Below are 11,093 nucleotides of genomic sequence, written 5' to 3'. Positions count from 1 at the left end.
GTCGGCGCTGCTGGCCCGCCGCCCCGATCTGCGCGCCGCCGAGGCCCGCCTGGCCGCAGCCGATGCCGACGTGGCCGCCGCGCGCGCCGCCCTGCTGCCCAGCATTGCACTGTCGGCGGGCGGCGGCGTGGGCAGCGCGGCGCTGCTGAGTCTGGCCGGGGCCACGGGCAGTGCGTCGCTGGCGGCATCGCTGGTGCAAAGCCTGTTCGACGGCGGGCGCAAGGAGCTGCAGGTGGAATCCGTCCGTTCCCAGCGCGCGGTGCTGGTCGAGACCTATGCCAGCGCCGTGCGCGGCGCGCTCAAGGAAGTGCAGGACGCTCTGGGCAACGCCGCCACCAGCGAGCGCCAGGAAAGCACACAGCGCGAGGTGGTCGCCCAGGCGCAGCGCACGCTGCAGCTCGCCGAGCTGCGCTACCGCGAGGGCGTGGACACGCTGCTGACCGTGCTCGACGCGCAGCGCACGCTGTTCAGCGCGCAGGACGCCTTGGCGCAGATGCGCCAGGCGCGCCTCACGGCAGCCGTGGACCTCTACAGGGTGCTGGGCGGCGGCTGGCGGCCCGAATAGGCGGGAGCGGATGTCGGTCGGTTCGCCATCCACGCCGCCATCACGCCGCTGAGCGCGATGACGGACATGCCCACGGCGGTGCGCGCGCTGGGCACCTGGCTGAACATCAGCCAGCCCAGGATGGCGGCCCACAGCATCTGGGAGTACGAGAACGGCGCGATGGCGCCCGGCGGCGCCAGCCGGTAGGCCAGTATGACCATCCACTGCGCCATGCACCAGGCGACCGCCATGGCCAGCAGCCAGGGCCACTGGGCCGCCACGGCGGCGGCGTCGGCGGTGCCCAGCGTGGGCGACAGCGCCACCACGCCCAGCGCGGCGGAGTAGAGCATGGTGGTGGTGGCGGAGTCGGAGTCGCTCAGCAGGCGCGTGCAGATCACGGAGGTGGCCCAGGCCATGGACGAGAGCATGGGGTAGAGCATGGCCGCGTTGAACCCTGCCCCGCCCGGCTGCGCGACGATGAGCACGCCCGTGAAGCCCAGCATCACCGGCAGGTTGCGCAGCAGGCCCACGGGTTCGCGCAGCAGCAGGGCGGACAGCAGCGTCACGTACAGCGGTGACGCGAACACCAGCGCGGTGGCGTCGGCGATGGGCAGGGCCTTGAGCCCTTGCAGGAACAGCACCGCCGACCCCACGAGTCCCACCGCGCGCAGCACCTGCACGCCGGGGCGCTTGCTGCGCGCCAGGGACGGGTTGCGCACCAGCAGGGGCAGCGTGGACAGCAGCAGCAGCACGTAGCGCAGCCAGGCCAGGTGCGCGGACTGCAGGCCGCTGCCTGCGCGCTGCACCAGGGCGTCGGAGAGAGAGAAGCTGGCCATGGCTCCGATGAGGAGCAGGCTGCCCATGGCGTTGGGAGCGGGCATTTTTTGGGGGAGAGGGTTGGTTGTTCAGCGCGCGGGTCGGCGCACCCGCAGTTGGCCCGGCTGGCTGGGATGGGGGGCCAGCCACCAGGTTTTCGCCGCCGTCGCCGTGCCCTTGGCCGTGGTGCGCGCGGCAACGCGCACCTGCCAGCCGCCGGGGGCGGGGGCCTCGACCGTGCCCTGGCCGGTGGTCAGGTCGGCGAACTCGACCAGCACGGCATCGCCTGCCTGCCACAGCGGCCAGTCCTGCACCGCCGGGCCGCCGAGCCGCACGCCGGGGTACAGGTGGCTGGCGCCTGCGTGCAGCACGCGGACGGGGGTGTCTGCCATGGGTCAGCGCTCTTCCAGCGCATCGGCCACGATGCGCATGGTGGTGGCGATGTGTTTGCGCGTGAGCTGCTCGGCCAGGTCACCGTTGCGCTGCTCCAGCGCATGCAGGATGTCGGCGTGCTGCACGTTCGAGTGCGCCAGCTGGTCCTGCGCGAAGATCACCGGCAGGCGCAGGCTCCAGTAGTGGAACTGCGTGCGCTCGTGCTGTTCCACGAAGTAAGTGTTGTCCGACAGCGCCACCAGGCGGCGGTGGAACAGCCGGTTCAGGCGGCTGACTTCGCTGCGTGACACGGACTCTGCTGCGTCCATCTGCACGAGCAGGTCGCGCAGGTACGCCAGATCCTCGGGCGTGGCGCGCTCGGCGGCCAGGCGCGTGGCGTAGCCCTCGATGGCCATGCGGCCCTCGAAGATGCTGCGGAATGCCAGCGGCGCGCCGTTGCCCACCATCCAGCCCCGGTGGCGGCTCACCAGCCCTTCGCCCTGTAGCCGCAGCAGCGCCTCGCGCACGGGGGTGCGGCCCGCCGACAACTGCGCGCAGATGTCGTCCTCGATCAGGCGGTCTCCCGGCCTGGCTTCGTGCGACAGGATCTTGTCGCGCAACTGCTGATAGACATCGGTGGCGATGGAGGCAGCGGCGGGGCGGGCAAGCATCATGGCGCGGGCAATGCGAGGGCTATCCGGCGGACGTGGTGCGCACTTCCAGCACCACGCCGGCGCCGGACCGGGTATCGAAATAGGTGAAGCCGGAATGATCGGTGCGGCGGCCCCGTGCCGTGATGCCCACGCCGACCTGGCGCGCGTGGGCCTCGGCCACGTCGCAGTCGGGCACCTCGAAACCCAGGTGATAGACGCCCTCGCCGTGCGTGTCCAGGAAGCGGCGCTGGGGCGAATCGAGCAGCGGCGGCTGGCACAGCTGGAGCTGGACGTTGCCCAGGTCCAGGCACTTGTAGCGCATGGCGTCCGAGGCCTCCTTGTTGGGCACCTCGAAGGTCACGTAGGGATGGCGGCCCTTGGGGTAGTCGAACCAGGGGCCCATGCCCAGGCTTTCGTAGTAGGCGACGGCTTTGTCGAGGTCATGCACGACGATGCAGACGTGGTGCAGCTGCTGGAAGGGGTGTTGGGACATAGGCTAGTGGGCGGCCAGGTGGTGGGACAGGAATTGGCGCCCGCGCTCGCTCGCGGGGCCTTCGAAGAAGCGGCGCGCGGGCATCACGTCCTCGACGATCTCGCCGTTGACCATGAACAGCACGCGGTCGGCGAAGTCGCGCGCCAGGGACATCTCGTGCGTGGCCATCATCAGGGTGATGCCGTCCTCGGCGAGCTGGCGGATCACGGCGACGACCTCTTGCGCCAGCTCGGGGTCGAGGGCGCTGGTGGGCTCGTCGAGCAGCATCACGGTGGGCTCCATGGCCAGGGCGCGCGCAATGGCCACGCGCTGCTGCTGCCCGCCCGAGAGCTGGTGCGGATAGACGTTGGCCTTTTCTTCCAGCCCCACGCGGCGCAGCAGCGCCAGGGCCTGGGTGCGGGCCTCGGCCTTGGGGCGGCCCAGCACGTGCAGCGGGCCGGACGTGACGTTGTCCAGCACCGTCATGTGGCGAAACAGGTTGAAGCTCTGGAACACCATGCCGGTGGTGCGGCGCTGCAGGCTGATCTCGCGGTCGCTCAGTTGCAGCAGCGCATCGCCGCGCTCGCGGTAGCCCACCAGGCCGCCATCGACGACGATGCGACCGCCGTCGATGGTCTCCAGGTGGTTCACGCAGCGCAGCAGCGTGGACTTGCCCGCGCCCGAAGGGCCGAGCACGGCCACGATCTGCCCGCGCGGGATCTCGGCGGTCACGTTGCGCAGCACGCACTGCGCGCCGCGGTACTTGGTCACGCCATCGAGCTGGATGGCGATGGGGTTGGGAGATGGCGTCGTCATGGGGCTACCGGTGGGGGAAGAGCTTTTCGAGCGCGGTCTGCAGCACGGTGGCGAAGGCCGTCATCACCAGGTACCAGAACCCGGCGACCGCCAGCAGTTCCACCACGTGGAAGTTGGCGGCGTAGATGTCGGTGGAGATGCGCAGCAGCTCCAGGTAGCCGATGGCCGAGGCCAGCGACGTGGACTTGAGCAGCAGGATGTACTGGTTGCCCGCCGCAGGCACGATGATGCGCGCCGCTTGCGGAATGACCACCTTGCGCATCAGCAGGCCCTGCGACATGCCGATGGCGCGCGCTGCGTCGCGCTGGCCGTTGTCCACGGCCAGGAAGCCGCCGCGGATGATCTCGGCCATGTAGGCGCCCTCGGCCAGGCTCAGGCCAATCAGCGCGGCGACGTGGGGCGTGATGACCTGGGTCATCTGCGCATCGACCAGCACCCAGTTCGTGAACGGGATGGCGATGTGCAGTTGAGGGAACATGATGGGGAATGCGTTGAACCAGAAGATCAACTGGATCAGCATCGGCGTGCCGCGGAACAGGTAGACGTAGGTGGACGAGAACGCGGTGAGGATGGGGTTGCCGCTCACGCGCATCAGCGCGGCCACCAGGCCGACGCCCGCGGCCAGGAACAGCGCCGTGGTGCCCAGCATCAGCGAATTGATGGCGCCTTCGAGCACCAGGCGGCTGAACAGGTATTCGCCGACGATGGACAGGTCCATCACCTTGGCGCGGATGGCGGCCTGCAGCAGCAGGGCCAGTGCCAGCAGCACCAGGGCCGCGAAGATCCAGGGGCCCCAGTGGCGGCGATGCACCACGCGGCGCGGGGTTGCGCCGACGGCAGGGTTGTCGGAAGGGGTAGCGAGGGTCACGCGACGGCTCCGGTGTGGAATGTGGAGAGCCTGACGGCAGAGGCCCTGGGGGATGGGCCTCTGCCGTGGCTCACGGTTACTTGGTCCGTTTGGAGGACGGCAGGTTGATGCTGATTGCGGGCAGGGCCGCTCCGCCCACGCCCCACTTGTCGAGCAGCTTCTTGTAGGTGCCGTCTTCCAGCATGGATTGCGTGGCCTTCTGCACCGCGTCGCGCAGGCCCGTGCGGTTCTTGGCGAAGGCCCAGGACGTGATGTACTGCGTGAGCATGTAGTTGCCGCCCACGATGCGGTAGCGGCCCGGGAACTGCTGGCTCATGTACACCAGGGCGGGGAAGTCGCCCAGGTAGCCGTCCACGCGCTTGAGGTCGAGCTGCATGCGCGCGTCGGGCGCGGAGGGCAGCTGCTCGGCACGGATCGGGCCCTTGCCCGCCTTGACGCAGCGCTCCGACGCGGCTTCCACCTGCGCCATGATGACGCGGCTGCCCAGCAGCGTGGCCACGCCCTTGCCGCAGAAGTCGTCGATGGTGTCCAGCTTGTCCGTGTTGGCCGCCAGCGCCAGGATGCTGCCGCCCGAGAACATGTAGTTCACGAAGTCCACCTTCTGCTCGCGCTCCTCGGTGTCGCTGATGCCGCCCGAGGCCATGTCGAAGCGGTCGGCCTCCAGGCCGGGGATCAGTGCCGCGTACTCGGCCTGGACGTATTCGATCTTCAGGCCCAGCCGCTGGGCCATCTCGACCAGCAGGTCGCGGCTCGCGCCGGTGACCTCGGTCTTGCCCGCCTCGCGGAACTCGACGGGCGGGAAGGTCTGCTGAGAGCCCACGCGCAGCGCGCCGCGCGCCTTGATCTCTGCCGGAATCATTGCCAGCACGTCCGCAGGAACGGTCTTGGTCTGGGCCATGCCCAGCAGCGGAACAGCGGCGGCAAGCAGCAGGGCGCCGCTGCGGAGGTGACGTATCAGGGTGCTCATGGTGATTTCCTTGGAAAAAAAGAAAAAAGAGGCGGTTGGCGGTGGGTGTCGCGTGGGCGTGGCAGGTCAGCGGCTGTCGGCCGACTTGCCGGGGATGGCGGACGGGTTGGGGCGGTCAGCGCGCGGGCAGGGCGCGGCGGCGTCGTACGTGGCCTGCACCGAGGCGATGTACTCGGCGGGGAACTGCCACGCCTTCAGGCCGGCGGGGATGTGGTCCCAGTAGAAGTTGGGCGGGCGCATGGCCATGCCGGGGTTGCTCAGGCGGTAGGTCCAGCAATCGTAGGCTTTTCCGTCGTCGCCGTGGACGGTCAGGAAGAAGCGCTCGAAGTCGTCGTAGTCCTCGTTGAACTGGTGCGGCTCGTGCTCGAACACCACGCCCAGCGCGTTCACGCCGTGCGCGTCCGACACGCCGTTCAGGTGGCACCAGCCACGGTCCGAGCGGTCGCCCGCAGCGTGGAACTGCAGGCGGTGGTTGGCGGCATAGCCCTTGGTGATGGCCTTGGTGTTGGGCCAGTAGCGGCGGATCTCGGGGTCGTTGAGCCAGGTGCAGTATGCGAAGTAATAGAGCATGGATGCCTTTCTTGAGAGGGTTGGGGGACAGCGATGGTCAAGACAAGATATATGTCTTCATATACGAGCAACGCAAAAGCTATGCCAGCGCCATCGCGCCGTCTTTGGGGATTGTTTCGTATATGTATTCGTATATTTCAACGAATGTGCATGGTATGCATTGTTCCTGGGGTCAGGTTCTAGGGTTTTCACCAGGAATCGCAGGCCCGCGAAGTTCGCGGCTGGTGCATGGATGCACCGGAATACAGCGGGTCGCCGGATACGGGTCATGGGTTTTGGGGCCTTCACACCGTCTGCTGCCAAATCAGTTCATGATGGAAACTGGCGACAATGCACAGAACCTATTCATGACCCTCACCGAACTCAAGTACATCGTGGCCGTGGCGCGCGAGAAGCATTTCGGCCACGCGGCGGACGCCTGCTACGTCTCGCAGCCCACGCTGTCGGTCGCGATCAAGAAGCTCGAGGAAGAACTGGACGTGAAGCTCTTCGAGCGCAGCGCGGGCGAGGTATCGGTCACACCCCTTGGCGAGGAGATCGTGCGCCAGGCGCAGAGCGTGCTGGAGCAGGCGGCTGCCATCAAGGAGATCGCCAAGCGCGGCAAGGACCCGCTGGCCGGGCCGCTCACGCTGGGCGTGATCTACACCATAGGCCCCTACCTGCTGCCGGAGCTGGTGCGCCAGGCCATCGGTCGCACGCCCCAGATGCCGCTGATGCTGCAGGAGAACTTCACCGTGAAGCTGCTGGAGATGCTGCGCACGGGCGAGATCGACTGTGCCATCCTCGCGGAGCCCTTCCCCGACACGGGCCTGGCCATGGCACCGCTGTACGACGAGCCCTTCATGGCGGCCGTGCCCAGCTCGCACCCGCTGGCAGGCAAGGTGTCGGTCAGCACTGCCGAGCTCAAGAACGAGACCATGCTGCTGCTGGGCGCGGGCCATTGCTTCCGCGACCACGTGCTGGAGGTCTGCCCGGAATTCGCGCGCTTTTCCAGCAACGCCGAAGGCATCCGCAAGTCGTTCGAGGGCTCGTCGCTCGAAACCATCAAGCACATGGTGGCTGCGGGCATGGGCGTGACGCTGGTGCCGCGCCTGTCGGTGCCGCGCGATGCGCTGCTGACGGTGTCGCGCCGCCGCAAGAGCGACGAAACCTATGTACGCTACCTGCCCATCGCCGAAGACGATGGCAGCCCGCCGCCCATGCGCCGCGTGGTGCTGGCGTGGCGGCGCAGCTTCACGCGCTACGAGGCCATCGCGGCGTTGCGCAACGCGGTATATGCGTGCGAATTACCCGGTGTCAACCGCTTGTCTTGATGTTCGGCATACAGTGACAGTTTTCTCTCAACCGAAGAAGGAGCACCCCATGGCAAAGGCCCCCAAAACCACAGCCCCCAAGACCGCAGCCCCCGGCATCCACATCGGAATCAGCGACAAGGATCGCGCCGCCATCGCCCAGGGCCTGTCGCGCGTGCTGGCCGACACCTACACGCTGTATCTCACCACGCACAACTTCCACTGGAATGTGACGGGCCCCATGTTCAATTCTCTGCACGCCATGTTCATGGCGCAGTACACCGAGCTGTGGAACGCGGTGGACCCGATTGCAGAGCGCATCCGCTCGCTGGGTCATGTGGCTCCCGGCTCGTACGCGGAGTTCGGCAAGCTGGCGACGGTGCCCGATGCACCCGCCAAGCCGCCCAAGGCACTGGAAATGGTGCGCATCCTTGTGGATGGCCACGAGGCCGTGGCGCGCACCGCGCGCGGTCTGTTGCCCCTGGCCGACAAGGCCAGCGACGAGCCCACGGCCGACCTGCTGACCCAGCGCCTCACGGTGCATGAGCAGACGGCGTGGATGCTGCGTTCGCTGCTGGAAGAGTGACAGCGCCGCCCGCCGATCCCGTCGGCGGGCGTGCGCCAAGTGTGCCTTGTCCTGCATGGCGCGCGGGTCTCCGTGCGCATGAGCAGGCATTGTCGGCGCCGCCTGCCCAAGGAGGTGCCGGGTCGAACCCACCATGAGCCATGCGAATCCTTTACGTTGAAGACAACCCCGAACTGCGCGAAACCATCGGCATGCTGATGGAAGGCGAGGGCCGGACCGTAACCCCGTGTGCGACGGCCGAGGAGGCATTGGAACTGGACGCGCGCCAGCCCTTCGACGTGCTGGTCTCGGATGTCAGCCTGCCCGGCATGCCCGGAACGGAACTCGCGCGCAGGATGCTCGAAGCCGACCCGCAGCGCTGGGTGGTGCTGTGTTCCGGCTACGAGTTGGGCAACTACCCTGCGGCCTGGGGCCCTAACGTGCGGACCCTGCTCAAGCCCTTCGACCTGGAAGACTTGGATGCGCTGCTGGACTCCATCCACACGGCGCTGCGGCGCCCGGTGGCCTGAACAAGCGCTGCGGAGCCCATTTCAAACGCCTCTTTCGGCGGGTGCGTCCACTACACGGGGCAATTCCACCCGAAAGCGCGTCGTGCCGTCCTGCGAAAACACCTGGATGAACCCCTGGTGCGCGCGCACGATCTGCTGAACGATGTACAGGCCCAGCCCCAGGCCCTGGTGCCGTCCCGCTGGCCGCTCGCGGCCCCGGAACGGGTCGAACAGGCTGGGCAGCAGCTCTGGGGCGATGCCGCCGCCGTTGGACACTTCCAGCACCACGGCGTCGGCGCGGTGGCCGTCCATCGCCACACGCACCGGCTGATCCTGCGCGCCGTGGTGTACCGCGTTGCCGACGAGGTTGGACACGACCTGGCACAGGCGCTCGCCGTCCCACACGCCCGCCAGGTCCCCCTCGGCGCTGCATTCGATGCGGCTGTCCGGAAAGCCAACCTGGATCTCGCGCAGCGCGCGTTGCACCAGCATCCCCATGTCGGTCGGGCCCTTTTTTAGCGCCAGGCCGCCGGCCTGCCGGATGCGTGTGACATCCAGCAGGTCCTCGATCATGCTGCCCATGCGCTGGCTGCCTGCAAGCACGCGGTCGGCCATGGCGCCCACCTTGTCCGAGCCGGGTTGGCGCTTGATGACGGTAGCGGCTGCCGTGATCGACATGAGCGGCGTGCGCAGGTCGTGACTGAGCACCGCCATGAACATCTCGTTGATGCGCAGCGCTTCGGTACGCTCCCGCAGTTCGTGGGCCAGCGCCTGCTTGCGCCGGTGCAGTTCGAAGAACACCTGGGCCTTGGTTGTCAGCACGTGTGGGTCGATGGGCTTGTAGAGGAAGTCCACGGCCCCGCTCTCATAGCCCTTGAATTGCCAGTTGTGCTCGCGTGAGCCTGCAGTCATGAAGATCAGCGGAACGTGCCGCGTGCGCTCGCTGCCGCGCATCAGCTCGGCCAGCTCGAAGCCGTTCATGCCGGGCATCTGCACGTCGAGCAGCGCCAGGGCGATGTCGCCGTGGTCGAGCAGAAGCTCCAGCGCCTCGGGGCCGGACTGCGCCTTCAGGAATTCGATGTCGTCGCGCTGCAGCAGCGCTTCGAGTGCGATCAGGTTCTCGGGCACGTCATCGACGAGCAGGCACTTGATGCGCTCGGCACGGGGCGCGGAGTGGGGTGGCGGGTGGGTTATGGGTGGGAGCATCAAAGCAGGTTTCGGTAGTGAAGTTGCGCCAGCAGGGCAGCGATGCCCTCCGGCGGCAGGATGTGGTCGGCGGCGGAGCGCGCCAGTGCGGCCTGGGGCATGGCAGGCATGGCAGCGGTGGCGGGATCCTGCACGATGGTCAGCCCGCCGATGGCACGGACGTGCGCCAGGCCCAGCGCGCCGTCCTCGTTGGCGCCCGACAGCAGAATGCCGACCAGCTGCGAGCCGTACAGGTCGGCGGCGGATTCGAACAGCACGTCGATCGACGGGCGCGAATAGTGAACCGGCGCGTCCACCGACAGGGCGGCACGGGGGCCGACATCCACCAGCAGGTGGTAGTCCGGCGGAGCGAAGTACACCCTGCCCGGTTCGATGGCGTCGTGGTCCTGCGCCTCCTGCAGGGGCAGGGCGCAGCGCGTGTGGAAGATCTGCGTGAGCAGGCTGCTGCGGTCGCGCGGCAGGTGCAGCACGACCAGTACGGCGCTGCGCAGCGTGGTGGGCAGCGCGGGCAGCAGTACCGCCAGGGCTTCGACGCTGCCCGCAGACCCGCCCACCACGATGGCGGAGTAAGCCTGCCGACGCGGCTGCGGGCGCAGTGCTGCACTCACCGGGCGGCCTTCTTGCGGTAGATGCGGTCGTCGGCCACGAACTCGCCGAACGCCTCCGCATGCGCCGAGAAGCGCAGCGACTCCTTCGAGCCCAGGCCCAGGAACCCCAGGTGGCACAGCGCCTCGCGGAACAGCCCCAGGGCGCGGTCCTGCAACTCGCGCTCGAAATAGATCAGCACGTTGCGGCAGGAGACCAGGTGTACCTCGGCGAACACGCTGTCGGTGGCGAGGCTGTGGTCGGAGAAGACAATGTGTTCGCGCAGCGCCTTGTCGAACACCACGCGCCCATAGCGCGCCATGTAGTAGTCCGACAGCGAGCTGCGCGCGCCCGAACGCGCGTGGTTCCCGGTGAAGGCCGGTACCCGCTCCAGGTCGAACACGCCCGACTCGGCGGCGCGCAGCGCGTGGGGGTTGATGTCGGTTGCGTAGATCAGCGAGCGCTCCAGCAGGCCCTCCTCGTGCAGCAGGATGGCGAGCGAATACACCTCCTCGCCGGTGCTGCAGCCCGCCACCCAGACCTTGAGCGACGGGTAGGTGCGCAGCAGCGGTACCACTTCGCGGCGCAGCGACTGGAAGTAGCTTGGGTCGCGGAACATGTCGCTGACCTGCACCGTGAGGTACTGCAGCAGCGCAGAGAACACGACCGGGTCGTGCAGCACCCGATCCTGCAATTGCGACAGCGTCTTGCAGTCGAACTGCGGCAGGGCCGCGTGCAGCCGCCGCTTGAGCGACGCCTGGGCGTAGCCCCTGAAGTCGTAGTGGTAGCGGTGGTAGATCGCGTCGATCAGCAGGCGTTGCTCGATCTCGGCGGTACGCGCTTTGCGGTCGGGCATGG

15 protein-coding genes are annotated in these 11,093 nt (G+C 68.0%); 4 read left to right on the top strand and 11 right to left on the bottom strand.

Annotation, left to right across the window (positions count from 1 at the left end; genetic code table 11):
- Positions 1-565: TolC family protein (locus QM569_RS00470; RefSeq protein WP_414985249.1), on the top strand; the 565-nt coding region annotated here is incomplete at its 5' end.
- On the opposite strand, the gene QM569_RS00465 is transcribed toward QM569_RS00470, so the two are convergent.
- From QM569_RS00465 to QM569_RS00430, 8 genes are all read right to left on the bottom strand, one after another.
- Positions 529-1,425, bottom strand: a complete 897-nt coding sequence (locus QM569_RS00465; protein ID WP_414985248.1) for a DMT family transporter — start codon at positions 1,423-1,425, stop codon at positions 529-531. The two genes, QM569_RS00470 and QM569_RS00465, sit on opposite strands and share 37 nt — an antisense overlap.
- A 24-nt stretch (positions 1,426-1,449) precedes the next feature.
- Positions 1,450-1,752 (bottom strand): hypothetical protein, encoded by a 303-nt coding sequence (locus tag QM569_RS00460; protein ID WP_414985247.1) that lies wholly within the window; start codon positions 1,750-1,752, stop codon positions 1,450-1,452.
- Between the two features lie 3 nt (positions 1,753-1,755).
- Positions 1,756-2,406 (bottom strand): GntR family transcriptional regulator, encoded by a 651-nt coding sequence (locus QM569_RS00455; RefSeq protein ID WP_414985246.1) that lies wholly within the window; start codon positions 2,404-2,406, stop codon positions 1,756-1,758.
- A gap of 19 nt (positions 2,407-2,425) precedes the next feature.
- Positions 2,426-2,878, bottom strand: a complete 453-nt coding sequence (locus QM569_RS00450; protein ID WP_414985245.1) for a VOC family protein — start codon at positions 2,876-2,878, stop codon at positions 2,426-2,428.
- Between the two features lie 3 nt (positions 2,879-2,881).
- On the bottom strand, positions 2,882-3,673 hold the full coding sequence (locus QM569_RS00445; RefSeq protein ID WP_414985244.1) for an amino acid ABC transporter ATP-binding protein: 792 nt from the start codon (positions 3,671-3,673) through the stop codon (positions 2,882-2,884).
- A 4-nt stretch (positions 3,674-3,677) separates the two neighbouring features.
- On the bottom strand, positions 3,678-4,541 hold the full coding sequence (locus tag QM569_RS00440) for an amino acid ABC transporter permease (protein WP_414985243.1): 864 nt from the start codon (positions 4,539-4,541) through the stop codon (positions 3,678-3,680).
- A gap of 76 nt (positions 4,542-4,617) precedes the next feature.
- A complete protein-coding gene (locus QM569_RS00435) occupies positions 4,618-5,508 on the bottom strand; it encodes an ABC transporter substrate-binding protein (protein WP_414985242.1) in 891 nt (296 codons plus the stop codon).
- A gap of 66 nt (positions 5,509-5,574) precedes the next feature.
- A complete protein-coding gene (locus QM569_RS00430; protein ID WP_414985241.1) occupies positions 5,575-6,078 on the bottom strand; it encodes a gamma-glutamylcyclotransferase in 504 nt (167 codons plus the stop codon).
- Between the two features lie 347 nt (positions 6,079-6,425).
- On the opposite strand from QM569_RS00430, the gene QM569_RS00425 reads away from it, so the two are divergent.
- The 3 genes from QM569_RS00425 (at position 6,426) to QM569_RS00415 (ending at position 8,465) form a co-directional block, all read left to right on the top strand.
- Complete coding sequence (locus QM569_RS00425; RefSeq protein WP_414985240.1) at positions 6,426-7,391, top strand: LysR substrate-binding domain-containing protein; 966 nt, start codon at positions 6,426-6,428, stop codon at positions 7,389-7,391.
- Between the two features lie 49 nt (positions 7,392-7,440).
- Positions 7,441-7,956: a Dps family protein gene (locus tag QM569_RS00420; protein ID WP_414985239.1), complete on the top strand. Its 516-nt coding sequence runs from the start codon at positions 7,441-7,443 to the stop codon at positions 7,954-7,956.
- Between the two features lie 140 nt (positions 7,957-8,096).
- Entirely contained in the window at positions 8,097-8,465 is a 369-nt protein-coding gene (locus tag QM569_RS00415; RefSeq protein WP_414985238.1) for a response regulator, read from the top strand.
- Positions 8,466-8,486: 21 nt separating this feature from the next.
- Here the strand turns inward: QM569_RS00415 and QM569_RS00410 are convergent, their stop codons facing one another.
- Genes QM569_RS00410 through QM569_RS00400 form a run of 3 tightly spaced genes read right to left on the bottom strand, consistent with a single transcriptional unit; the run spans position 8,487 to position 11,091 of the window.
- The gene (locus QM569_RS00410; protein WP_414985237.1) at positions 8,487-9,650 is read right to left on the bottom strand and encodes an ATP-binding protein; all 1,164 of its coding nucleotides are present in this window, start codon (positions 9,648-9,650) and stop codon (positions 8,487-8,489) included.
- Entirely contained in the window at positions 9,650-10,258 is a 609-nt protein-coding gene (locus tag QM569_RS00405; protein ID WP_414985236.1) for a chemotaxis protein CheB, read from the bottom strand. The genes QM569_RS00410 and QM569_RS00405 overlap by 1 nt, the downstream gene beginning before the upstream one ends.
- Entirely contained in the window at positions 10,255-11,091 is an 837-nt protein-coding gene (locus tag QM569_RS00400; protein WP_414985235.1) for a CheR family methyltransferase, read from the bottom strand. Before QM569_RS00400 ends, QM569_RS00405 begins: the two co-directional genes overlap by 4 nt.
- Positions 11,092-11,093: the final 2 nt, after the last annotated feature.

Origin of the sequence: Acidovorax sp., assembly GCF_047607405.1 — a bacterium.
GTDB lineage: Bacteria > Pseudomonadota > Gammaproteobacteria > Burkholderiales > Burkholderiaceae_C > Acidovorax.
Note: the sequence above shows the minus strand (reverse complement) of the source record. Positions and strands in the feature narration are given on the sequence as shown.

Bases quoted from the DNA above. Each gene is read 5' to 3' on its own strand.
- QM569_RS00465 (WP_414985248.1), bottom strand. From the start codon at position 1,425: ATGCCCGCTCCCAACGCCATGGGCAGCCTGCTCCTCATCGGAGCCATG.
- QM569_RS00460 (WP_414985247.1), bottom strand. From the start codon at position 1,752: ATGGCAGACACCCCCGTCCGCGTGCTGCACGCAGGCGCCAGCCACCTG.
- QM569_RS00455 (WP_414985246.1), bottom strand. From the start codon at position 2,406: ATGATGCTTGCCCGCCCCGCCGCTGCCTCCATCGCCACCGATGTCTAT.
- QM569_RS00450 (WP_414985245.1), bottom strand. From the start codon at position 2,878: ATGTCCCAACACCCCTTCCAGCAGCTGCACCACGTCTGCATCGTCGTG.
- QM569_RS00445 (WP_414985244.1), bottom strand. From the start codon at position 3,673: ATGACGACGCCATCTCCCAACCCCATCGCCATCCAGCTCGATGGCGTG.
- QM569_RS00435 (WP_414985242.1), bottom strand. From the start codon at position 5,508: ATGAGCACCCTGATACGTCACCTCCGCAGCGGCGCCCTGCTGCTTGCC.
- QM569_RS00430 (WP_414985241.1), bottom strand. From the start codon at position 6,078: ATGCTCTATTACTTCGCATACTGCACCTGGCTCAACGACCCCGAGATC.
- QM569_RS00425 (WP_414985240.1), top strand. From the start codon at position 6,426: ATGACCCTCACCGAACTCAAGTACATCGTGGCCGTGGCGCGCGAGAAG.
- QM569_RS00420 (WP_414985239.1), top strand. From the start codon at position 7,441: ATGGCAAAGGCCCCCAAAACCACAGCCCCCAAGACCGCAGCCCCCGGC.
- QM569_RS00415 (WP_414985238.1), top strand. From the start codon at position 8,097: ATGCGAATCCTTTACGTTGAAGACAACCCCGAACTGCGCGAAACCATC.
- QM569_RS00410 (WP_414985237.1), bottom strand. From the start codon at position 9,650: ATGCTCCCACCCATAACCCACCCGCCACCCCACTCCGCGCCCCGTGCC.
- QM569_RS00400 (WP_414985235.1), bottom strand. From the start codon at position 11,091: ATGCCCGACCGCAAAGCGCGTACCGCCGAGATCGAGCAACGCCTGCTG.